17 protein-coding genes are annotated in these 23,040 nt (G+C 57.9%); 13 read left to right on the top strand and 4 right to left on the bottom strand.

All coding sequences use genetic code 11. From position 1 onward, the window contains the following. The first annotated feature begins 202 nt into the window (after positions 1-202). The 4 genes from gltB to LC073_RS03245 all read left to right on the top strand — a co-directional run bounded on the left by gltB (position 203) and on the right by LC073_RS03245 (position 8,845). Positions 203-4,651 carry a glutamate synthase large subunit gene (gene gltB, locus LC073_RS03260; RefSeq protein ID WP_226643450.1) on the top strand — a complete coding sequence of 1,483 codons (4,449 nt, stop codon included), beginning with the start codon at positions 203-205 and terminating at the stop codon, positions 4,649-4,651. Between the two features lie 17 nt (positions 4,652-4,668). Next, the gene (locus LC073_RS03255) at positions 4,669-6,087 is read left to right on the top strand and encodes an FAD-dependent oxidoreductase (protein WP_226643448.1); all 1,419 of its coding nucleotides are present in this window, start codon (positions 4,669-4,671) and stop codon (positions 6,085-6,087) included. A gap of 150 nt (positions 6,088-6,237) precedes the next feature. Continuing rightward, on the top strand, positions 6,238-7,317 hold the full coding sequence (gene hemE, locus LC073_RS03250; RefSeq protein ID WP_226643446.1) for a uroporphyrinogen decarboxylase: 1,080 nt from the start codon (positions 6,238-6,240) through the stop codon (positions 7,315-7,317). Between the two features lie 124 nt (positions 7,318-7,441). Next, positions 7,442-8,845 carry an HD-GYP domain-containing protein gene (locus LC073_RS03245; protein ID WP_226643444.1) on the top strand — a complete coding sequence of 468 codons (1,404 nt, stop codon included), beginning with the start codon at positions 7,442-7,444 and terminating at the stop codon, positions 8,843-8,845. A gap of 55 nt (positions 8,846-8,900) precedes the next feature. Here the strand turns inward: LC073_RS03245 and asd are convergent, their stop codons facing one another. Genes asd through rsgA form a run of 3 tightly spaced genes read right to left on the bottom strand, consistent with a single transcriptional unit; the run spans position 8,901 to position 11,622 of the window. Beyond that, entirely contained in the window at positions 8,901-9,764 is an 864-nt protein-coding gene (gene asd / locus LC073_RS03240; protein ID WP_226643442.1) for an archaetidylserine decarboxylase, read from the bottom strand. A gap of 26 nt (positions 9,765-9,790) precedes the next feature. Next, a complete protein-coding gene (locus tag LC073_RS03235; RefSeq protein WP_226643431.1) occupies positions 9,791-10,585 on the bottom strand; it encodes a sulfurtransferase in 795 nt (264 codons plus the stop codon). Further along, positions 10,582-11,622 (bottom strand): small ribosomal subunit biogenesis GTPase RsgA, encoded by a 1,041-nt coding sequence (gene rsgA, locus LC073_RS03230; protein WP_226643428.1) that lies wholly within the window; start codon positions 11,620-11,622, stop codon positions 10,582-10,584. The genes LC073_RS03235 and rsgA overlap by 4 nt, the downstream gene beginning before the upstream one ends. A gap of 86 nt (positions 11,623-11,708) precedes the next feature. Between rsgA and orn the strand changes: the two genes are divergently transcribed. Beyond that, on the top strand, positions 11,709-12,251 hold the full coding sequence (orn, locus tag LC073_RS03225) for an oligoribonuclease (RefSeq protein WP_226643426.1): 543 nt from the start codon (positions 11,709-11,711) through the stop codon (positions 12,249-12,251). A gap of 25 nt (positions 12,252-12,276) precedes the next feature. Here orn and queG read toward each other — a convergent pair whose 3' ends face one another. Beyond that, positions 12,277-13,380 (bottom strand): tRNA epoxyqueuosine(34) reductase QueG, encoded by a 1,104-nt coding sequence (queG, locus tag LC073_RS03220; RefSeq protein ID WP_226643424.1) that lies wholly within the window; start codon positions 13,378-13,380, stop codon positions 12,277-12,279. Between the two features lie 134 nt (positions 13,381-13,514). Here queG and LC073_RS03215 point away from each other — a divergent pair, with 134 nt between their 5' ends. From LC073_RS03215 to hflK, 8 genes are all read left to right on the top strand, one after another. Beyond that, positions 13,515-14,996 carry an NAD(P)H-hydrate dehydratase gene (locus tag LC073_RS03215; protein WP_226643422.1) on the top strand — a complete coding sequence of 494 codons (1,482 nt, stop codon included), beginning with the start codon at positions 13,515-13,517 and terminating at the stop codon, positions 14,994-14,996. Positions 14,997-14,998: 2 nt separating this feature from the next. Continuing rightward, positions 14,999-15,487: a tRNA (adenosine(37)-N6)-threonylcarbamoyltransferase complex ATPase subunit type 1 TsaE gene (gene tsaE / locus LC073_RS03210; protein WP_226643420.1), complete on the top strand. Its 489-nt coding sequence runs from the start codon at positions 14,999-15,001 to the stop codon at positions 15,485-15,487. Between the two features lie 57 nt (positions 15,488-15,544). Then, positions 15,545-16,855: an N-acetylmuramoyl-L-alanine amidase gene (locus tag LC073_RS03205; RefSeq protein WP_226643411.1), complete on the top strand. Its 1,311-nt coding sequence runs from the start codon at positions 15,545-15,547 to the stop codon at positions 16,853-16,855. A gap of 55 nt (positions 16,856-16,910) precedes the next feature. Continuing rightward, a complete protein-coding gene (mutL, locus tag LC073_RS03200) occupies positions 16,911-18,800 on the top strand; it encodes a DNA mismatch repair endonuclease MutL (RefSeq protein ID WP_226643410.1) in 1,890 nt (629 codons plus the stop codon). A 70-nt stretch (positions 18,801-18,870) separates the two neighbouring features. After that, positions 18,871-19,794, top strand: a complete 924-nt coding sequence (gene miaA / locus LC073_RS03195) for a tRNA (adenosine(37)-N6)-dimethylallyltransferase MiaA (protein WP_226644375.1) — start codon at positions 18,871-18,873, stop codon at positions 19,792-19,794. Positions 19,795-19,984: 190 nt separating this feature from the next. Beyond that, positions 19,985-20,269: an RNA chaperone Hfq gene (gene hfq, locus LC073_RS03190; protein WP_020413623.1), complete on the top strand. Its 285-nt coding sequence runs from the start codon at positions 19,985-19,987 to the stop codon at positions 20,267-20,269. Positions 20,270-20,405: 136 nt separating this feature from the next. Beyond that, a complete protein-coding gene (gene hflX / locus LC073_RS03185) occupies positions 20,406-21,731 on the top strand; it encodes a ribosome rescue GTPase HflX (RefSeq protein ID WP_226643408.1) in 1,326 nt (441 codons plus the stop codon). A gap of 162 nt (positions 21,732-21,893) precedes the next feature. Beyond that, a complete protein-coding gene (gene hflK / locus LC073_RS03180) occupies positions 21,894-23,036 on the top strand; it encodes an FtsH protease activity modulator HflK (protein ID WP_226643406.1) in 1,143 nt (380 codons plus the stop codon). Positions 23,037-23,040 lie beyond the last annotated feature (4 nt).

Below are 23,040 nucleotides of genomic sequence, written 5' to 3'. Positions count from 1 at the left end.
CGCCCCCCGATAATAATGGCGGGGCTAGATGACCGCCAATAAGAACAATAAAGGAAGCCCCACAAGAGGGCTTTTTTTATCTCGGGATCTTTTACCTAGGGACCGCAGGAGAGCGTAGCGCGAGCGTTAAGCCATTTTTGCCCATGACAGGCCGCTATCGGCAGTGCCTGTGGTCCCCCAATCGATAGTGACGAGGAATTCTATGGGTAGCAGTCTGTATCAGTTGGATGAATTTAAGGACAACTGTGGTTTTGGTCTGATCGCTCATTTACAGGGGGTGGCGAGCCATAAATTGGTACAGACGGCCATTGAGTCCCTCACCTGTATGACCCATCGCGGCGGCATTGCCGCCGATGGCAAAACGGGTGATGGCTGCGGTTTGCTGCTGCAGAAACCTGATAAATTCCTGCGTGAGGAAGCGCGAAAGTTGTTCGCGGTGGAACTAACTGAGGCCTATGCCGTAGGCTCTGTAATGTTGCCGTTGGATGAAGGTGAGGCGCAGAGTGCCCGCAAAATCCTTGAAGGGGAGCTGCAGGCACAGGGTATGCGCATTGTTGGTTGGCGCACGGTGCCCACCAACCCCGAATGTCTCGGTCCAATTGCCAAGGACTGCCAGCCCCGTTTCGAGCAGCTGCTGATCAACGATGGCGAGGAGCCGCTGGGTGAAGCCCGTTTTAATGCGCGGTTGTATGTGGCCCGGCGCAAGGCCGAGCTGCAGCTGAGCGGTGATGTCTATATCGCCAGTCTCTCTACCAGTGTGCTTTCCTACAAAGGGCTGATGATCCCGGCAGATCTGCCGAAATTCTTCCCCGAACTGGCCGATCCGCGCCTGGAAACCGCTATCTGCGTTTTCCACCAGCGCTTTTCCACCAATACCATGCCGCGTTGGCCCCTGGCCCAGCCGTTCCGCCTGCTGGCTCACAATGGCGAAATCAATACCATTACCGGCAACCGCAACTGGTCGGTGGCGCGGACCAACAAATTTGTCACCGAGCTGATTCCCGAGCTGAATGAGCTGGTACCGCTGGTGAACCGCGAGGGCTCTGATTCCTCCAGCCTCGATAATATGCTGGAGATGCTGTTGGCGGGTGGTATGGAGCTGCACCGGGCAGTGCGAATGCTGGTGCCACCGGCCTGGCAGAACGTTGAGGGTATGGATGCAGATCTGCGCGCTTTCTATGAATATATCTCCATGCATATGGAGCCCTGGGATGGACCTGCCGGTCTGGTGATGACCGATGGTCGCCACGCGGTATGTACCCTCGACCGCAACGGCCTTCGCCCGTCCCGCTGGGTAATTACTAAAGACGATATTATTACCGTGGCCTCCGAAGTCGGTGTTTATAACTATGCGCCGGAAGATGTGGTGGCCAAAGGGCGCCTTGGACCCGGGCAGATGCTCTCGGTGGATACGCTGGAAGGCAAGCTGTACCACACTGCTGATATCGACAATATGCTCAAACGCGCCCAGCCGTATAAGCGCTGGCTGAAGGACAAGGCGCGCCGTATCCGCTCGACTCTGGTAACTGCGCCAGTCGATAACAATTTTTCCCACCAGCAGTTCAAGGTCTACCAGAAGCTGTTCAGCTCTTCCCTGGAAGAACGCGATAAGGTGGTGCGCCCTATGGCGGAAGCTGGCCAGGAAGCGGTGGGTTCCATGGGCGACGATACGCCGATGGCGGTACTGTCTCGCTACAACCGCTCACTCTACGACTACTTTCGCCAGCAGTTTGCCCAGGTGACCAACCCCCCCATAGATCCATTGCGGGAAACGGTGGTGATGTCCCTGGAAACCTGTCTGGGGCGTGAGAAATCCGTTTTCGAGGAGACGCCAGAGCACGCCGACCGCGTGATCCTGTCCTCGCCGGTGCTTTCCCATATGAAGTACACCGCGTTACTGTCGCTGGATCGTCCCGGCTTTGACGCGGAGATTTTCGACTTGAACTACGATCCGGCGGAGCTGGATTTGCACGGTGCTATCGAACGTTTATGTGCCAAGGTTGAAGCCTCTGTCCGTGCCGGTACCGTGATTGTGGTGCTGTCCGACCGCGATATTCGCCAGGGCCATCTGCCCATAGATGCACTCCTCGCCACTGGCGCCGTACACCATCATTTAGTGCATGCCGGTCTGCGCTGTGATTCCAATGTAGTGGTGGATACTGCCAGTGCGCGGGATGCACACCAGCTCGCCTGCCTGGTGGGTGTGGGAGCCACGGCAGTGCACCCCTATTTCTCCTACAGCATTATCAATCACCTGATCGACAGGGGTGAGCTGCTGCTGGATGCGGCGGAAGCGCAGAAGAATTACCGTAACGGCATCATCAAGGGCCTGCTGAAGATTCTGTCAAAAATGGGCATCTCCACAGTGGCCTCTTACCGCGGCGCGCTTTTATTTGAGCTGGTTGGTCTCTCCAAAGAAGTAGTGAACTTGTGTTTCCCTGGTGCACCAACCCGTATCGAAGGTGCTGGCTTTGCCGAGTTGCAGGCAGATATGGCCGCGCGCGCGGATATTGCCTGGAAGTCGCGTAAGCCGGTGTCCCCCGGCGGCCTGCACAAATATGTGCACGGCACCGAATACCATACTTTTAACCCGGATGTGGTGACGGCCCTGCGTCGTGCGGCCAGTACAGGGGACTACTCAGCTTGGCGCGATTACTCCGAACTGGTCAATCGGCGTCCGGTGGCAACCTTGCGGGATATGCTGGTTTTCAAAGAAAACCTCGAGCCGGTGCCATTGGACGAAGTTGAGCCGGTCGAGCAGATTGTGCGTCGCTTTGACTCCGCGGCTATGTCCCTGGGGGCTCTGTCTCCTGAGGCGCACGAATCCTTGGCCCAGGCTATGAACCGTCTGGGCGGGCGCTCCAACAGCGGGGAGGGTGGTGAAGATCCGGCCCGTTTTGGCACCGACAAAGTCTCCAAAATTAAGCAAATCGCCTCTGGCCGCTTTGGTGTAACGCCACACTACCTGGTCAATGCCGAAGTACTGCAGATCAAGGTGGCTCAGGGTGCTAAGCCCGGCGAGGGTGGTCAGCTGCCCGGCGGCAAGGTGAATGACCTGATTGCACGGCTGCGTTATTCAGTGCCCGGTGTCACCCTGATTTCACCGCCACCGCACCACGATATCTACTCCATCGAGGATTTGGCCCAGCTGATCTACGACCTCAAACAGGTTAATCCGGATGCGCTGGTGTCGGTGAAGCTGGTGTCCCGTCCAGGGGTTGGCACTATCGCCGCCGGCGTGGCAAAGGCCTACGCGGACTTGATTACCATCTCCGGCTACGACGGTGGCACCGCCGCAAGCCCCATCAGCTCTATCCGCTATGCCGGCTCACCGTGGGAATTGGGTCTGGCGGAAACGCACCAGACCCTGCGTGCCAATGACTTGCGCGATAAGGTGCGGGTGCAGACCGATGGCGGCCTCAAAACCGGTTTGGATGTGGTCAAGGCGGCAATCCTAGGCGCGGAGAGTTTCGGCTTTGGCACAGCTCCGATGGTTGCCATCGGCTGTAAATATCTGCGTATCTGTCACCTGAACAACTGTGCCACCGGTATCGCTACCCAACGTAAGGACCTGCGCGACGAGCACTATATCGGCACCGCTGAGATGGCGATGAACTTCTTTCGCTTTGTTGCAGAGGAGACTCGCGAGTGGATGGCGAGTATTGGTGTGCGCACCATGGAGGAACTGGTTGGCCGCGTGGATTTATTACGAATCCTGGAGGGCGAAACCGACAAGCAGAAGAAACTGGATCTGTCGCCGCTGTTACATACCGATGCGCTGCTCGATAGCAAACCGCAAACCTGCCAGCAGGCCAAGAACGAGCCCTGGGATAAGGGCGAGTTGGCTGAACGCATGGTGGAGGAAATCCTACCTGCGATCGAAAGCCTGTCTGGTGGTGAGTTCAGCTTTAAAGTGACCAACTGCGACCGTTCCCTGGGGGCGCGTCTCTCCGGAGAGATCGCCAAACGTCATGGCAACCAGGGCATGGTAGAGGCGCCGATCAAACTCAACCTCAAAGGGGTTGCGGGGCAGTCTTTCGGTGTCTGGAACGCCGGGGGCCTGGAGATGTATCTCGAAGGGGATGCCAACGATTATGTGGGTAAAGGCATGGCCGGCGGCAAGCTGGTTATTCGCCCACCTGAGGGCAGTGAGTTTGCCTCCCAGGACACCAGCATCGTCGGTAATACCTGCCTTTACGGCGCCACGGGCGGTAAGTTGTTCGCTGCAGGCCGCGCCGGCGAGCGCTTTGCCGTGCGCAATTCCGGCGCCTTTGCCGTGGTGGAAGGCGCAGGCGATCACTGCTGTGAATATATGACCGGTGGAATGGTCGCGGTGCTGGGGCGCACCGGCTACAACTTTGGTGCCGGTATGACCGGTGGTTTTGCCTATGTGTTGGACCTGGAGCGCGATTTCTTCGACCGTTGCAACCACGAGCTGATTGAGCTGCGCCGTATCAGTAGTGAAATTCTTGAGCCGCACCAGAGTCACCTGCGCGAGGTAATCGAAACCTATGTCGCGGAGACCGGTAGCGCCTGGGGTGAAGAGCTGCTGGATAACTTCGACGATTACCTGAGCCGATTCTGGCTGGTTAAACCCAAGGCGGCGAGCCTTGCGGATCTTCTTTCTGACGTGCGCAAGCGCGGCGAATAAAGCTGGGGAGAGACAGTATGAAAGACAGACTGAACAATGATTTCCAGTTTATCGACGTGGCCCGTATAGATCCGCCGAAGAAAGATATCATCACCCGCACCAGCGAGTTTGTGGAGATTTACCAGCCATTCAGTGAAAACCAGGTGGCGAGCCAGGCGCACCGCTGCCTGGACTGCGGCAACCCTTATTGCGAGTGGAAATGCCCGGTGCATAACTATATTCCCAACTGGTTGAAATTGATCAGCGAGGGGAATGTGATCGAGGCGGCGGAACTCTGCCACGAGACCAACACCCTGCCGGAAGTATGTGGACGCGTTTGCCCCCAGGACCGCCTGTGTGAGGGCGCCTGTACCCTCAACGATGGTTTCGGCGCCGTGACTATCGGCAATGCGGAAAAATACATCACCGATACCGCCTTCGCCCTGGGCTGGCGCCCGGATCTCAGTCATGTGGAAAAGACTGGTAAAAAAGTCGCGATTGTTGGCGCAGGCCCCGCCGGACTGGGCTGCGCCGATATCCTGATACGCAATGGTGTACAGCCGGTGGTCTTCGACAAGCACCCGGAGATCGGTGGCCTGATCACTTTCGGCATCCCAGAATTCAAGTTGGAAAAATCGGTGATGGAAAAGCGCCGCGAGGTGTTTGTCGAGATGGGGGTGGAGTTCTGCCTCAATACCGAGGTGGGCAAGGACATCAGTTTCGAACAGTTGCTCAACGACTATGATGCCGTCTTCCTGGGGATGGGCACCTACAACTACATGAAGGGTGGCTTCCCCGGTGAGGATCTGCCCGGCGTACACGACGCCCTGCCGTTCCTGGTGGCCAACGTCAATCGCAACATGGGCTGGGAGAAGGACCCTGCGGAATTTGTTTCGGTGGAAGGCAAACGCGTAGTGGTGCTGGGTGGTGGTGACACCGCCATGGATTGTAACCGCAGCTCTATCCGACTGGGAGCCAAGAGCGTGACCTGTGCCTATCGCCGCGATGAGGAAAATATGCCGGGTTCTCGCCGCGAAGTGGTCAATGCCAAAGAGGAAGGCGTACAGTTCCTGTTCAACCGTCAGCCGGTAGAGATTGTTGGCGATGGTAAGGTCTCTGGGGTGAAAGTGGTCACTACCGAGCTGGGTGAGCCCGATGAAAACGGCCGTCGCCGCCCGCAGGTGGTACCCGGTTCCGAAGAGGTAATCCCGGCAGATATTGTACTGGTCGCTTTTGGTTTCCGCCCGAGCCCGGCGGAGTGGTTTACCGAGCACAATATCGAAGTGGCGGACTGGGGTGGTGTGGTCGCCCCGGAAGAACAAAAGTACAAGTTCCAGACCTCCAATGAGAAGGTCTTTGCCGGTGGTGATATGGTGCGCGGTTCCGACCTGGTGGTGACAGCCATTTGGGAAGGGCGCCAGGCCGGCGAGGGTATTCTCGATTATCTGGACATCTGATTATCTCCGTTGCGAATGGGAGGCTTTACGCCTCCCATTTTGTTTATTAGCCCCAGCTCTCAACCTGCCCGAGTGATATTTTTGCCACTCTGTATCTAGTGGCCCCGCCCCCTGTACAATGGCCGTTTTTTTAGCCCGCTCGGTGTACCTATGTCTGATACCAAACCGTCCGAATTGAAAAACGACCGCTTTCTCCGCGCTCTGCTGCGCCAGCCCGTGGATCGAACGCCAGTGTGGATGATGCGCCAGGCGGGCCGCTACCTACCCGAGTACCGCGCCAGCCGTGCCGAGGCTGGTAGCTTTATGGATCTGTGCCGTAATACCGAATTGGCGTGCGAGGTCACCCTGCAGCCACTGGAGCGCTACCCTCTCGATGCGGCCATTTTGTTCTCCGATATTCTCACCATTCCCGATGCCATGGGCCTCGGTCTGTATTTCTCCGAGGGAGAGGGGCCCAAGTTCCATAAACCACTGCGCACTGCCGCTGATATCGAGGCATTGGAAGTGGTCAACAGCGAACGGGATCTGGACTATGTGATGAATGCGGTGTCCACCATTCGCCGCGAGCTGAATGGCCGCGTGCCGCTGATCGGTTTTTCCGGCAGCCCCTGGACCCTGGCCACCTACATGATCGAGGGCGGCTCCAGCAAAGACTTTGCCCGCAGTAAGGAAATGCTCTACAACCGCCCCGAGCTGATGCACCAGCTGCTGACCGTACTCGCCGATTCGGTGACCGACTACCTGAATGCACAGATTCGCGCCGGTGCCCAGGCGGTACAAATCTTCGATACCTGGGGCGGTGCCCTGAGTCACAGCGCCTACCGCGAATTCTCCCTGCAATATATGCAGCGCATTCTCAGTGGTCTGATCAAAGAAGCCGATGGCCGCCGGGTGCCCGCTATCCTGTTCACCAAAGGGGGTGGTCAGTGGTTGGAAGCGATGGCGGATACCGGTGCTGATGCCTTGGGGCTCGACTGGACCACCGATATCGGCAGTGCCCGCGCCCGAGTTGGGGATCGCGTTGCCCTGCAGGGTAATCTGGATCCCTCCGTGCTCTACGCCAGCCCGGAGCGCATCCGCCAAGAAGTGGAAGCTGTGCTGCAGTCCTACGGCCAGGGTAGCGGCCATGTTTTCAACCTTGGCCACGGTATTACCCCGAAAGTCGACCCAACCCACGCAGGCGCCATGATCGAGGCAGTGGTTGAGCTTTCCGCAAAATATCACGCTTAACTGTGGCATCTAGTGTCTGAGTCTGTGAATACAGTCTCACTTTGTATAGGTGCTCGCCAATATCTCTCCGTGATATAAATGTGCGCTTGCCCGAGGGGCCCCAGATATAGAGCGGGGGCCCTTGTTGAGGGCGGTCTCCAGGCATTTATTACAGTGGTCGGTACCTCCCCAAGTGGCACTCGAACAGGCAAAAATCTCCGTCGGTGATCTCCAGCGCGGCATGTTTGTGTCCAGGTTAGACAAGCCCTGGGCCCAGACTCCATTCGCGCTACAGGGATTTTATATCCGCGATTTGGAGGAGATTCGTCAGCTGCAGAAGTACTGCCGTTTTGTCTATGTGGACGTGCACAAGACGGTAGGTAGTGCCGGAGTTACATTACGCCGCTTGGTCGGTGCTAGTGGTGCAAGTTCCAAAGGGCAGGGTCGAGCTGCCATACGTGTCACCATTCCCTGCCGCCCGGTTGCGGTCTCCCACAAAGCTTACCCACCGCCTCAGCCCGCCCAGCGCGAGGCCGGCAACGCGCGCAAGTTGCACGGACAGATATTACGCGGCATGGGTGAAGTTATGGGGCTGGTGGCCAGCAACCGGCCATTACCAGTATCGCAGATGAATCGGGTCGTAGAGGATCTGGTTGAGAGCGTGCTGCGTAGCCCGGATGCCTTTGCCTGGCTGGCGCGTGTGCGGGATAGGGATGAGCACACTTACAGCCACTCGGTGCGCGCCAGTATCTGGGCGGTGCTGTTTGGCCGGCATATCGGCTTGGCTCGGCACGAGCTAGTGCAGCTGGGGGTGGCCACCCTGTTAAAGGATGTGGGCAAGTTATCGATTCCCGCAGAAGTGCTGCAGATGCTCCAGCGCGACCCGCGCAGCGAACTGGAGTACCGCAAATTTGTACAGCACAGCGTGCAGATGCTATCGGCGGATGCCCAGGTCGACCCCCAGGTAATCGATATTGTGCGCGCTCATCGCGAGCGACACGATGGTGGTGGTTATCCCGGCGGTTTGCGCGGTGACAAGATTCCCGTATTGGCGCGCATGTGTGGCATCGTGACTTTTTACGATGAAGCAACGAACCCCCGTGGCGTCAGCCAGCCCATTGCGCCTTCCAAGGCCGTGGCGGAACTCTATGATCTGCGCGGCATCGCCTACCAGGAACAGCTGGTTGTCGAATTTATTCAGGCGATAGGTCTCTATCCCACCGGTACCCAGGTAGAACTCTCCAGTGGCGAAGTGGGTGTCGTGGTAGAGCAGACTTACGACCGGCGTTTGCGCCCGAAGGTGATGATTGTGCTGGACGCGCACAAGCGCCAACTGAGCAAACCGCACCTGTTTGACCTGGCAGCTGCGGAAGACCGCGCCGAAAAATTGATCGAGCGGGGCAAGATGCGACCGGAGGAAAAGATCAGCATAGTGCGGGATATAGAGCCAGGAGCTTACCCCGAAGTGAATACCTCGGCAGTGCGGGACAATTATCTTTTCAATAGTGGTGGGCAACTGTCCCGCTTCTTTTCGCGTCTGGCCAGGTAATTTATTTCCAGAGGGAGGCCCTGAGAGCAGCGCAGCTTGCCGCTCTCAAGGAAAATTAGTCGGCGTCAGCTATCATGCTGCCGAAATACTCACCCATTCGCACAGGGGTTTCCGCCTCAAGGCTGTCCAGCCAGCGTACCTGATCTGCCCCAAACAACATGACCACTGTGGAACCCAGTTTAAAACGCCCCATCTCCTCGCCTTTTCGCAGGTGAACCGGTGCATTATCCCGATAGTTGGTGCTGCGTATCTCGCGGGTATGGGGAGTCACCTGACCGGCCCAAACGGTCTCGATTCCGGCAACGATCATGGCGCCTACCAAAATCATGGCCATGGGTCCAACGACCGTATCGAATACACACACCAGGCGTTCGTTGCGGGCGAACAGGCGCGGTACGTTTTCGGCGGTCACGGTGTTGACCGAGAACAGCTGGCCCGGTACATAAGTCATGCTGCGCAGTGTGCCGTCGATAGGCATATGCACCCGGTGGTAATCCTTGGGTGACAGGTACACGGTGGCGAAGTGGCCGTCGTTAAACTGGGCCGCCAACTCGGGATCACCGCCCACCAGTTCCAGCAGGCTGTAGTCGTGCCCCTTGGCCTGGAACACGCGTCCATTGTGGATAGCACCTAGCTGACTAATAGCGCCGTCTGCGGGACAGGCTAGGCTACCTTCGCTACTGACAATCGGCCGTGCGCCCTCTTTGAGTTCGCGGGTAAAAAAGTCGTTGAAAGTGCGATAGGCGGTGCAATCGGTCTCTTTGGCCTCCTGCATATCGACACCGTACTTCTCGACAAACCAGCGGGTAAAGGGGTCCTTGATCGACTTGATCTCGGTATTCGCCAGCCAGCCCGCAGCGCGGGAAAGAGCGTGCTGCGGAGTCAGGTATTGCAGGGCGGTAAAGAGTTTTGGATTCATACGGGTACAACGTTTTCCGGTAATGCTTACTGTTCGACGGGCGTATTGGGCAGGTTGCCCCACTCACTCCAGGAGCCTGGGTAGGCGCGAATATCAAAACCCAGGGACTTACCCACCAGCCAGGTAAAGCCGGAGCGGTGATGACTCTGGCAGTGGGTGACGATTTTATGTGCTTCATTGATGCCGAGCTTGGCGAGTAGCTCGCGCGCATCGGTGCGGATACGCAGGTCGCGCTGAGGGTCCATCAGCTGGGTCCACTCGCAGTTGATCGCGCCGGGAATATGACCACCCTTGGTAGCCAAGACCCTTTCTCCGCAGTATTCCTGGGGGGAGCGGGCATCCCAAACGAGGAAGTCGGGGTTGCCCAGATGCTCCTGGATTTCCTGGGCATTCATGGCGGCATCGGTATCGATCGAGATCTCGATATCGCTTGGGGTAACCTGTGATTCCTCAGTGGTCAGCGGCAAGCCGGCGCCGCGCCAGGCGTGCATGCCGCCGTTTAAGTAGCTGTAATTGCGGTGGCCAACACACTCCAGGGTCCACAGGAAGCGTCCGGCCCAGCCGCCGCCCTCATCATCACAAGCTACTACGTGGGTTTCCGGGCGCAGGCCAATAGCGCGAAAAACTCGGGTCAGCTGCTCGGAGCTGGGGAGTTTACCCGGCGCAGGGGCAGTACCCGCCATCAGTGCCTGAAATGGCAGGTGCAGGGCGCCGGGGATGTGTCCGTTCACATAGTTTTGCAGGGAGCTGAGGTCGACAACCAATAATTCCTCGTGCTCCAGCTCGGCGGCGAGCTCTTCCGCCTCAATAATCAGGTTCAAAATTTATTCTCCGATTCCAGGCTGTTGCGCAGGTGTAAAAAGCTATTCATTCGGCGCTCACTAATGTCGCCGTTGGCCAGTGCCTCGTGAATGGCACAGCCGGGTTCGCCCTGGTGGCTGCAGTCGCGAAAGCGGCAGTGACCGATAAAGGGGCGGAATTCCACAAATCCCTCCAGTAGCGCGGCCTCCTCCATATGCCAAAGGCCAAACTCGCGGATGCCGGGAGAGTCTATCAGATCGCCCCCGCTGGGCAGGTGAAACAGTTCCGCCGCGGTGGTGGTGTGGGTGCCCTTCAGGGTTGCCTCGGACAGGGCGCCGGTACGGGCGCCGGCGCTGGGTAGCAGGGCATTGACCAGCGAAGATTTACCCACACCGGACTGTCCGACAAAGACGCTGCTGCCCTTGGCCAGGATTTCGAGCAGATGTGGCAGGCCTTCGCCGGTTTTAGTGGAAAGACGCAGCACTGGGTAGCCGAGGTCGGGGTAGGGGGCCAGTAGGGTATCCAGTGCCTGGCGATTGCCTTCGTCGATGAGGTCAATCTTATTCAACAGTAAAATTGGCGCTATGCCGGTGGTCTCTGCAGCGACCAGATAGCGGTCGATGGCATTGGCGAACGGCTCGGGGTAGGGGGCTATAACAATCACAATGCGGTCGATATTGGCCGCTACGGTTTTCAGGTCCCCGTAGCGATCCGGCCGCTGCAGCTCTGAGTTGCGCGGCAACCGCGCGCCTACAACCCCATAGCCGCCATCGCTATCGTTGGTGGCAGGGCGCCAGGCGACGCGATCGCCGGTCACCAGAGTGTCGATATTGGCGCGCATGTGGCAGCGCTGGCGCAGGGAGGCATCACTCTCACTTTCCACCAAAATCTGGGTGCCATAATTGGCGATGACCAGACCTGTTTGCTCCTGGGCCAGCTGACCGTCGTCCAGAGCTTGTTCCGCGGATTCTTCACGTTTGCGCGCACGGGCCTCGCGTTCCTGCTGGATCTTGGCGACGCGCCACTGTTGGCGGCGGTTTAATTTGCGTTTACTCATGCACTGGCACCTGGAGATTAGCGGCGGATTATAGCCATTGCCGGGTAGTTGGGGTAACTTGCGCGGAAAGTTTGAGGAGACCCGCTGTGGATCAGAACAACCTGATCTGGATAGATCTGGAGATGACCGGCCTCGATCCGGAAAAAGAGCGTATTATCGAGATCGCTACCATTGTGACCGATTCCCGGCTGAATATACTCGCCGAGGGCCCTGCGATGGTGATTCACCAGAGCGATGCACTGCTCAATGCCATGGATGATTGGAATACCGAGCAACACGGTGGTTCGGGCCTGGTGGCAAAGGTAAAGGAATCGAATATTTCCGAGCGAGAAGCGGAGCGGGAGACCCTGGAGTTCCTGCGCCACTGGGTGCCGGAAGGCGCCTCGCCCATGTGCGGTAACTCTATCGGCCAGGACCGCCGCTTTTTGGTCAAATATATGCCGCAGTTGGAATCCTATTTCCACTACCGCAATTTGGATGTCAGCTCGGTGAAAGAGCTGGCCAGACGTTGGCGTCCGGATGTATTGGATGGGGTGAAAAAGCACAGCAGCCATTTGGCTCTAGACGATATTCGCGACTCCATCGAAGAGCTGCGTCACTACCGCGAGACTTTTTTCCGACTCAATTGAGCTTCTCCTTTTAAATTTTATGGGCTCAGGTTGCGCGTTTGATCTTACGCTTGCGTTTGCGTCCACTACGCAGCCGCCCCAGGGCCCAGTCGATATGCTCCTGTACCAGTGGCGTGGCCGTTTGCTGCGCCTTTTCCAGGCACTCGAAAACCTCCTCGCTGGCCGCGCCGTTACCGAGTGCCACTGCCAGGTTGCGCTGCCAGCGCTCGTAGCCGATGCGACGGATTGGCGAGCCCTCCGTCTTGCGCAAAAACTCCTCCTCGCTCCAGTTGAATAGCGCTAGCAGCTCGCCATTGTCGAGGCCGTGGCGCGGGTGGAAATCCTGCTCTGCGGTGGGTTTCGCAAACTTGTTCCAGGGGCAGATTGTCTGGCAATCGTCGCAGCCGAAAACCCGATTGCCGATGGGCTCGCGGAATTCCTCCGGAATAGGCCCCTTGTTTTCGATGGTTAGGTAAGAGATACAGCGCCCGGCATCTAAGGTGCGCGGGCCGATAAAGGCATCGGTTGGGCAGACTTTTAGGCAGGCCACACAATCGCCGCACTCATCGGCAAAATCTCCCTCATCGACAGGCAGGGGCAGATTGGTATAGATCTCGCCGAGGAAGAAAAAAGAGCCGGCCTTGGAGTTGATCAACAGGCAGTTCTTACCGACCCAGCCGAGGCCGGCCTTGCGCGCCAGTGCCCGCTCCATTACCGGTGCGCTGTCGGTAAAGGCGCGGCCCTTGGAATCGATACCCTGTTCGGCACAAAAGGCGTCGATCTTCTTGGCCAGACTGGCCAGGCGCTTGCGGATCAGCTTGTGGTAGTCGCGCCCATTGGCGTAGCGGGAGACGTAGGCCTTACTGGAATCCTTGAGAATTTTGATCGGCTGGGTATCCGGTGGCAGGTAGTCCAGGCGCACACTGATGGCGCGCACGGTTCCTTCCTCTAAAAGAGACGGGCGCCAGCGCTTTTCCCCGTGGGCGCCCATCCACTCCATATCCGCGTGGTAGCCCTTATCGATCCAGGCGCGCAGGCGCTCACCATCCTCCTCCAGCTGGCAGTCGGTAATGCCAACCTGCTGGAAGCCCAGCTCCCGTCCCCAGAGTTTGATCAGGTCGGCTAATTCGGCGAGCAGTGATTCGGTCATAGATAAAGCGGCTCGATATCCCATGCAAGCACAATGACTGGCCGGGGCGGTATACTTTGCTGTCAGTGCAAGTGGCAGCGATACAATCGCCCATTTTGCCACAGATGACATCTTCACCACATTGCGGGAGCCGCATGGATACGCCACAACCTCTGTACAGTGCCGAATCGGTACGGGAACTCGACCGACAAACAATCGCCGCGCTGGAAATCCCTTCTATACAATTGATGAAGCGCGCGGCCCGCGCCGCTTTTACCCATTTGAGCGCCCGTTGGGCGGATATCGGTCGCCTGCAGGTATTCTGTGGCGGTGGCAATAACGGCGGTGACGGCTATGTGATTGCGGCTCTGGCTGCGCAGAAGAAGATTCCGGTGACGGTATTTGCTTGTACTGAGCCCGAACACTTGAAAGGCGATGCCCGCGAGGCCCATGCCTTCGCCGTTCGCGAGGGCGTGCAGGTGCTGACCTCACTAACCGAACTGGACAGTGCCGATGGCAACACCCTGATCGTGGATGCACTGCTGGGGACAGGGTTTAGCGGTGAACTGCGTCAGGATGTGGCCCATGCCATTGAGCGAATTCGCAAGAGCCCCGGTCCGGTTTTCTCTGTGGATATTCCCTCGGGTTTGAGTGCCGATAGCGGTAGTGCCGGTCTGGCCGTCCAGGCCGATATGACCGTGACGTTTATCGGACGCAAGCTGGGTCTTTACTGTGGGCGTGGTCCGGCACTTTGTGGCGAGGTGATCTTTGCCGATCTCGGCGCCCCCGCACAGGCGTACCAGGCGGTTCATCCTCTGGCGCAACGGTTTGAAGGCTCCAGCTTAAAGCGCCTGCCTGCGCGCGCCGCGGATAGCTTCAAGAATATGTTCGGCCATATTCTGGTGGTTGGTGGCGATAGCGGCTTCGGCGGTGCAGCGCTGATGGCGGCGCAGTCCTCTGCGCGCAGTGGTGCAGGCTTAATCTCCCTGGCAACCCGCCCCGAGCACCTCACCGCCGCTTTGACCCGTTGCCCAGAGGTCATGGCTCATCCGGTTATTTCTGGCCAGGAACTGGAACCACTTTTAGAGGGACCCGATGTCATCGCCGTAGGCCCGGGTCTTGGTCGCTCTCCCTGGAGCGAACAGCTGCTGGCCCGCGCCGGCCGCGCTCAGGTGCCGCTGGTGGTGGATGCGGATGCACTGAATATCCTCGCCGCCGGGCGGGTACTCGCAGGTGTAAAACGCCATGATTGGGTGCTGACTCCCCATGTCGGCGAGGCTGCGCGCCTGCTCGGCTGCGATACCGCCGAGGTACTTGCGGACCCGCGCGCGGCGGCGGTGGCAGTTCAGCAGAAATTCAGTGGTGTGGTGATACTAAAAGGCGCCGGCACTTTAATCGCCCATGAGGGCGGTGTCGATCTGATCAACAGCGGCAATCCGGGTATGGCCTCCGGTGGCATGGGAGATCTGCTCACCGGGATAGTGGCGGCCTTGATCGGTCAGCACCTGCCTTTGGTGGAGGCGGCGCGCCTGGCAGTTTGGCTACATGGAGAAGCCGGTAACCGTGCCGCGGAGGATGGTCAGCGCGGCTTACTGGCCACAGATTTATTGCCCTGGATTCGACGGTTGGTGGATTGATAGTGAGTGAACTGAAATTGCATTTAGCGGACGAAGAGGCAACGGTGGCCTGCGGTGAAGCGCTGGGCCGCGCCTGCTTGGCTAGTGGCCTACAGCAGGGGATTACCTTGTACTTGAATGGCCAGCTGGGCGCCGGCAAGACCACTTTTTGTCGCGGAGTATTGAGAGCCTTTGGGCATCATGGAGCGGTGAAGAGCCCCACCTACACCCTGGTCGAGCCCTACGAACTCGGCCCCCAGCGGGTATATCACTTCGATCTCTACCGCCTGGGAGAGGCCGAAGAATTGGAGTTTATGGGGGTGCGGGACTATTTCGCCCCGCACAGCCTGAGTCTGGTGGAATGGCCGGAACGCGGCGTGGGCATTTTGCCCGAACCAGATTTGGAGCTGACCCTGCAAGTTCCGGACAGCGGCCGCCAGATGTTGTTGACCGCGCACTCCAGACAGGGCGACGCAGTACTCGATACTCTGGCAAAGATGCTACATAAATAGGAATTGGCCTGAATTCCGGGATGTGTATAAAACAATAAGTGAAAGGGTTGAGAAGTAATGAGTAGGATGTGGCGCTCGCTGGTGGCCCTGAGTATCGGGCTGACAATCTCACTGCCGCTGACGGCGGCAGAAGTCGAAGGTGTGCGCCTGTGGCGAGCGCCGGACCACACGCGCCTGGTCTTTGACTTGAGTGGGCCGGCAGAACATAAGCTGTTTACCCTGAGCGGGCCACACCGGGTGGTGGTAGATATTGCCGATACGGAGTTACAGGCGCAGCTGGAAGCACTGGACCTGACCGATACCCCTATCGAGCAGGTACGCTATGCCCGTCAAAACAAAAAAGACTTGCGTGTGGTCTTCGACCTAAAACAGCAAATCAATCCGCGCAGTTTTGCCCTGCGTCGCCACGAGCAGTTGCCGGATCGCCTCGTGATCGATCTTTATGATCAGGTCAAAAGCGAGGTGAAGACCCTGCAGGAGGTTGGAGGTGAGCGGGATATTGTGATTGCCATCGACGCCGGACACGGTGGTGAGGACCCCGGTGCCCTGGGGCCGGGCAGACTGCGGGAAAAAGATGTGGTGCTGGCTATTGCCAAGCAGCTCAGTGAGCAGATCAACCTTAAATCGGGTTTTAGCGCCAAGCTGGTGCGCTCCGGGGATTATTACGTTGCGCACCGTGACCGGGTGAATTTTGGCCGCAAGATACGCGCAGATCTCTTTGTCTCAATCCATGCCGACGCTTTTACTCGTAAAGATGCCCGCGGTGCCGGTGTCTATGCGGTATCAACTCGCGGAGCTACCAGTGAAACCGCCCGTTTCCTGGCCCAGCGGGAAAACGAATCAGATCTGATCGGCGGCGCCGGTAGCCTCAATCTCGGCGATAAGGACGACACCCTCGCCGGTGTCTTGCTGGATCTATCCATGACCGCCACTATGAATGCCAGCCTGGATATCGGTGCCAGTGTGCTGTCCCAGCTGGGAACAGTGACACACCTGCACAAAAAGCGCGTGGAGCAGGCCAACTTCGCCGTGTTGCGCTCCCCGGATGTTCCCTCAATTTTGGTGGAGACTGGTTTTATTACCAACCCTCAAGAGTCAAAGCGTTTGCGTGACCCAAAATTCCAACGCAGGCTGGCACAAAAACTCAGTGAAGGTATAGTGGCCCACTTCGAGAACCGCCCCCCGGCGGGCACTTGGGTTGCCGCCAGCCGCAGTGCTGAAGCACGCCGCCATGTGATCGCCCGCGGCGAGACACTGTCTGGAATCGCCGCGCGCTATCGGATTTCCGTGGCGTCCCTGAAGAAAGCTAACGGTATTAACAGCTCGGTGATCCGTGTCGGCCAGACACTGAGTATCCCTTCCGGTTAATCAATTCTCACGAGTCAGCGCCCCGCGGCCGCAGCAGCAATAACAGGCCAGAGTTATGCACGAACGTATCCAGCAACTATCTCCGCGTCTCGCTAACCAGATCGCTGCCGGTGAGGTGGTGGAACGTCCCGCCTCCGTAATTAAGGAGCTGCTGGAAAACAGCTTAGATGCCGGCGCCACTCGGTTGGAAGTGGATATCGACAACGGCGGTATCAAGCGTATGAAAGTGCGCGATAACGGCAAGGGCATAGAGCGAGAAGATTTGCCTATGGCGCTGGAGCGTCATGCCACGTCAAAAATTTACGTGTTGGAAGACCTGGAAGCTGTGGCCACCTTGGGATTTCGCGGCGAGGCGCTCGCCAGTATTTCCTCGGTGGCGCGCCTGAACTTGACCAGTAGTCGCGATGAGAGTGGCAAGGGCTGGCAGGTGAGTGCCGAGGGCCGAGATATGCAGGCTCAACTGGCACCTGCGGCCCACCCTCGCGGCACCACCGTGGATGTGCGCGACCTGTTTTTCAATACGCCGGCAAGACGCAAATTCCTGCGCACCGAGAAGACTGAATTTAACCGTATCGACGACACCATCAAGCGCCTGGCGCTGTCACGCTTCGATGTGTCTATCAGTCTGCGCCACAATGGTAAGGGCGTGCATAACCTTCGCGCCGGCAGCGGCCGTGTGGAGATGGAGCGCCGTGTGGCCCAGGTGTGTGGTCCGGCGTTTATGCAAAATGCCCTGCATATCGATGTGGAACGCAGTGGTCTGCGCCTATGGGGTTGGGTGGCAGAGCCGGCTTTTTCCCGCTCTCAGGCCGATCTGCAATTCTTCTACGTCAATGGCCGTGCTATTCGCGATAAGGTGGTGAGCCACGCGGTACGCCGCGCCTTTGCCGATGTGCTCTATCACGGCCGCCACCCAGCGTTTGTGCTCTATCTGGAACTGGACCCGGCATCGGTGGATGTGAATGTGCACCCCACCAAGCACGAAGTGCGCTTTCGCGATGGTCGTCTGGTGCACGACTTCCTGTTTGGCAGTTTGCACAGAGCCCTGGCCGATGTGCGGCCGGGGCAGCGGGATGATCATGCCGAAGAGGCTGAGGTGCAAGAGAGTGGGGTTGTTGAAAAAGTCAGTGGTATTCAAGCGGGAGAATTCTCCGGCCAGCAAAAAATGCCGCTTTCCAATCGTCCCTCACCGTCGAGTTTGCAGCAGCAAATGAATGCCTATGGCGCCCTGCATGAACCTTACCGGGAGCCTGCGGGTGTTGCCGAGTCCGCAACCTCGGCCGCGTTCCAGCCTAGTGTTGCAGTTGCGCCTATGGCTGTGCAGATGCCAACGGCCGACGACAATGCCAGTGGGGAAGAGATCCCGCCCTTGGGCTTTGCCATTGCTCAGCTGCACGGCATTTATATTCTCGCGCAGAACGAACAGGGCATGATCGTGGTGGACATGCACGCTGCTCACGAGCGTATTGTCTACGAACAGATGAAACTGGCTCACGCCGCCGGCGGCATTCAGGCGCAGCCATTGCTGGTACCGGTGAGTCTGGCAGTGAGTCAGCGCGAAGCGGATTGCTTTGAGGAGCGCAGCGAGGTTTTCACTTCTCTCGGCTTTGTGCTGCAGCGCGCGGGACCGGAAACCTTGCTAGTACGCCAGGTGCCCACCATGTTGCACGGCGCCCAAGTGGAGCAATTGGTGCGCGATGTACTGTCGGATTTACTCGGGCAGGGCGACAGTGAGCGTATTGGCGAGCGAATTAACGAAGTGCTCGCAACTATGGCCTGCCATGGCTCTGTGCGTGCCAACCGCCGCCTGACGGTGCCGGAAATGAATGCGTTGTTGCGGGATATGGAGCGCACCGAGCGCAGCGGCCAGTGCAATCACGGCCGCCCGACCTGGACCCAGGTTAAACTGGCGGATATGGATAAGTGGTTTATGCGCGGCCAATAACCGCGTTTGGGAAGTAGGTGTTGATTTGAGCGAGCGCACTTTGGGCGACAAACCCCGCGCAATTTTCCTGATGGGCCCCACCGCATCGGGCAAGACGGATTTGGCTATGGCCCTGGCCGATCACCTGCCGGTGGAATTAATTAGCGTGGATTCGGCCCTGGTTTATCGGGGGCTAGATCTTGGCTCGGCCAAACCCAGTGCAGAGGAGTTGGCCCGCTATCCCCATCGCTTGATCGATATCTGCGACCCCAGCGAGTCCTATTCCGCCGGTCGTTTTCGCAAAGATGCTCTCGAAGCTATGGACGAAATCAGCACAGCCGGTAAGATCCCTTTACTGGTTGGCGGAACTATGTTGTATTTCCGTGCTCTCCTAGAGGGAATGGCAAAATTGCCAGAGGCCGACCCGCAACTGCGTGCCGAAATTGAAGCGCGTGCCGAGCGCGAGGGCTGGCCCGCTTTACACGCGGAGCTGGCTCAAGTCGATCCTCAGTTGGCGGCGGAATTGCACCCCAATCACTCGGTGCGTATCGAGCGGGGACTGGAGGTTTATCGGTTGACCGGTGTGCCTCTGTCCCAGTTGCGTCGCGAGCAGGCTGGAGGCGGTGTGCAGGAACGCTACCGGTTGAGTCAATTGGCGATAATGCCACGCGACAGGTCGCTGCTTCATCAGCGTATCGAACTGCGTTTTCGGCGGATGCTTGAAGCCGGATTTGTGCGGGAGGTGCGCGGTTTGTATGAGCGCGGTGACCTGCACGAGGATCTTCCGGCGATTCGAGCAGTGGGCTATCGTCAAGTGTGGCAGTACCTGGATGGGCGCTGCGATTACGATGAGATGGTTGCTGCGGGAATTGCCGCTACCCGCCAGTTGGCCAAGCGTCAGCTGACCTGGTTGCGACGCTGGCCTGAGCTGGAAACTTTGTCCACTCAGGACAGTGAGGGCGGGGTGCGTGAGAATGATGAAATATTGGCCGAAGCCTTGAAATTTCTCGCTTAAGCATCCATAACGTGGTTGGGCTATAAAACGACAAGCTCAGTCAGTCAGTTTTCACGGGGCCGGCCTTTTCCGGCTCGCTACTACACTACTTATACGCGTATTCAACCTCAGTCGTTTTTTGATCCGCGCACTTCGCGGATGCGATTGCGGCCTGCATACCGCATTCAGCTTTTTGACAAGGAGAAAAAAGATGTCAAAAGGGCACAGCTTACAAGACCCTTACCTCAACGTACTGCGCAAAGAGCGTATACCGGTTTCTATCTATCTGGTGAACGGCATCAAGCTCCAAGGGCAAATTGAATCTTTCGACCAGTTTGTGGTGTTGCTGAAAAACACTGTCAGCCAAATGGTTTACAAGCACGCTATTTCCACTGTCGTACCGTCCCGCGCTGTGCGCGTTCCGCTGTTGAATCCAGCCGCACAACACGGCGGAGAGGGCAATGGTGAAGGCGGTGAGCGCGAATCTTTCAGCTGATTGCGTTGCGCGTTATCGAGACTCGCGCCCCGTTGCCGGGGCGCTAGCAGCCGAGTGAATCTGAAATTGGATTTTCGGCTGCCACTTCAATCTGGGAGCCGGGTAGGCGCCCACTTCCTCATACAGAGATTTCCCATTGTTTTTCGATCGACCGGAATCCGGTGAACTGGCAGTACTGGTACACCTCGAACTCTCCGCTATAGACAGCCCAGATGACCCTCGAGAATTTGAGGAGCTTGCCCTCTCCGCCGGAGCAGACCCGGTCAGTTTTATCTTTGGACAGCGGGCCACTCCAGACCCTAAGACTTTTGTCGGACGGGGCAAGCTGGAAGAAATTCGTCAGGTGGTGAAAGAGCAGGGCGCTGAATTGGTGATCTTTGATCACACTCTCTCCCCCAGCCAGGAGCGCAATGTCGAGCGCGAACTCAAGTGCCGGGTGTTGGATCGCACTGGCCTGATTTTGGATATTTTCGCACAACGTGCACGCACCCACGAAGGTAAATTACAGGTGGAATTGGCGCAGTTGCGCCATATGTCCACCCGCCTAGTGCGTGGCTGGACCCACTTGGAACGGCAGAAAGGTGGTATTGGCTTGCGTGGCCCGGGTGAGACCCAGCTGGAAACCGACCGTCGCCTATTGCGCGCGCGAATCGATTCTATTGAGAAGCGCCTTGAGAAAGTCCGACGCCAGCGGGAGCAGGGCCGACGCGCACGTTCCCGCGCCGAGGTGGCCACGGTTTCCCTTGTGGGTTACACCAACGCCGGTAAGTCGACTTTGTTCAATCGGCTTACCGATGCCGATGTGTATGTTCGCGATCAATTATTCGCGACTCTCGACCCGACCATGCGCCGGGTTGAATTACCCAATGTTGGCGCCATGATCCTTGCAGATACTGTAGGTTTTGTTTCGCACCTGCCTCACAAATTGGTTGAGGCATTTCGCGCGACTCTGGAAGAGGCCGCGCAGGCAACACTGCTACTGCACGTAGTGGATGCCGCTGCAGACGATCGACTGCACCTGATGGAAGAGGTACAGACCGTACTTGAGGAAATCGGTGCATCGGATCTTCCACAGCTACTGGTGTACAACAAAATCGATCTGATCGCCGACAGTGAGCCCCGCATTGATCGCGATGAACAGGGTGTGCCGCGCGCAGTTTGGCTGTCCGCAGTGACTGGCGCAGGCTGTGATCTTTTGGTCGAGGCAATTGCGGAGCGCCTGGGTGAGCAAATGGTGCAGGGCCTGTTGGTAGTGAGACCCCAACAATCCCGCTTGCGTGCCCAGCTCTATCAGATCAATGCGGTGCAGAGCGAGCAATACCGGGATAATGGCGACTGCGAATTGCAGTTACTGTTGCCGCGCAGTGATTTTCAGCGTTTGTTGGCCCCATTTTTAAATGCCGGTGAAGAGCCGGAGTGGTTGCCGCAAGGAGATATTAGTGGCGATATCGAAGCGCAGTAGCCTTAGCGTCAGCTTCTTGTGAGTGAGTCGTTATGTGGGCGAGGCGGCCTCGATTGCGACTAAATTGCCTATAGCTGAGGTTTGGCGGCAATATTTTGCCGGCGGGGAATGCTAGAATCCGCCGGAGTAAAAGCTTAAATGATCAGAGTTGGAGTAATTTAGATGGCCTGGAATGAACCGGGTGGTAACAACGGCAAAGACCCTTGGGGTGGTGGCGGTGGTAACCGCAATAACGATGGCCCACCGGATCTCGACGAGCTGTTCCGCAAAGTCCAGCAGAAACTCGGTGGATTGTTTGGCGGTAGCCCAAGCACCGGAACGGGTAATTTTCCGTGGATGCTGGTGATTGTTGTTGCGGTATTGATTTATGCAGGGCTTGGCATTTACCAGGTCAACGCCAACGAACAGGCGGTAGTACTGCGCCTGGGTAAATACCACTCGACCGAATCCGCCGGTCTGCACTGGAATCCACCGCTGATCGATCATGTCACCAAGGTCAATATGACTGAGGTGCGCACCGAGCGTACCACCGGACAGATGTTGACCGAAGATGCCAACATCGTTGAAGTGGTATTGACTGTGCAGTGGCAGGTGAGTGATGCGGAATCCTATGTGTTGCGTGTGCGTGAGCCGGTGAAGAGTCTGCAGGAAGCCACCGACAGTGCCCTGCGCCATGTGGTGGGCTCTCTAACCCTGAATGGTGTGATCTCGCAGAACCGGACCCAAGTTTCCACCGACACTCAGCAGCGCCTGCAGGAATATCTGGACCTTTACCAGACGGGTATTCGCGTCGATGTAGTGAACCTGACGGATGCCAAGGCGCCTCGCGAAGTGCAAGATGCATTTGACGATGTGACCAAGGCCCGCGAGGACGAAGTACGTCTGCAAAATGAGGCCCAGGCCTACGCCAACCAGGTGATCCCGGTGGCCCGCGGTCAAGCCCAGCGCATTATCGAAGAAGCGGAGGGTTACAAGGCCCGTGTGGTAGAGAGTGCCCGCGGTGAGGCGGTGCGCTTCGAGAAGCTGCTAACAGAGTACGAGCGTGCGCCGGAAGTGACCCGCGAGCGCCTGTATCTGGATGCGGTGCAGGATGTCATGTCCAACACCTCCAAGGTGATGGTGGATGTTAAGGGTGGCAACAATATGATGTACCTGCCGCTGGATAAGCTGACGCAGGAGAGCACAATTCAGGCAGCCCAGCGCAAAGACTCTTCGCCGATCATGGTCGAGGAAATCTATCAGCGTATTGTCGAGCGCCTACGTCAGGATGCTGCCAGCAGCCGCCGCAGCCAGACTGTTCGCTAGGAGG

The organism is Microbulbifer variabilis (assembly GCF_020524905.1).
Classification (GTDB): Bacteria; Pseudomonadota; Gammaproteobacteria; order Pseudomonadales; family Cellvibrionaceae; genus Microbulbifer; species Microbulbifer variabilis_A.
Note: the sequence above shows the minus strand (reverse complement) of the source record. Positions and strands in the feature narration are given on the sequence as shown.

Bases quoted from the DNA above. Each gene is read 5' to 3' on its own strand.
- LC073_RS03255 (WP_226643448.1), top strand. From the start codon at position 4,669: ATGAAAGACAGACTGAACAATGATTTCCAGTTTATCGACGTGGCCCGT.
- hemE (WP_226643446.1), top strand. From the start codon at position 6,238: ATGTCTGATACCAAACCGTCCGAATTGAAAAACGACCGCTTTCTCCGC.
- queG (WP_226643424.1), bottom strand. From the start codon at position 13,380: ATGACCGAATCACTGCTCGCCGAATTAGCCGACCTGATCAAACTCTGG.
- gltB (WP_226643450.1), top strand. From the start codon at position 203: ATGGGTAGCAGTCTGTATCAGTTGGATGAATTTAAGGACAACTGTGGT.
- hflK (WP_226643406.1), top strand. From the start codon at position 21,894: ATGGCCTGGAATGAACCGGGTGGTAACAACGGCAAAGACCCTTGGGGT.
- LC073_RS03205 (WP_226643411.1), top strand. From the start codon at position 15,545: ATGAGTAGGATGTGGCGCTCGCTGGTGGCCCTGAGTATCGGGCTGACA.
- hfq (WP_020413623.1), top strand. From the start codon at position 19,985: ATGTCAAAAGGGCACAGCTTACAAGACCCTTACCTCAACGTACTGCGC.
- mutL (WP_226643410.1), top strand. From the start codon at position 16,911: ATGCACGAACGTATCCAGCAACTATCTCCGCGTCTCGCTAACCAGATC.
- rsgA (WP_226643428.1), bottom strand. From the start codon at position 11,622: ATGAGTAAACGCAAATTAAACCGCCGCCAACAGTGGCGCGTCGCCAAG.
- miaA (WP_226644375.1), top strand. From the start codon at position 18,871: ATGGGCCCCACCGCATCGGGCAAGACGGATTTGGCTATGGCCCTGGCC.
- LC073_RS03215 (WP_226643422.1), top strand. From the start codon at position 13,515: ATGGATACGCCACAACCTCTGTACAGTGCCGAATCGGTACGGGAACTC.
- asd (WP_226643442.1), bottom strand. From the start codon at position 9,764: ATGAATCCAAAACTCTTTACCGCCCTGCAATACCTGACTCCGCAGCAC.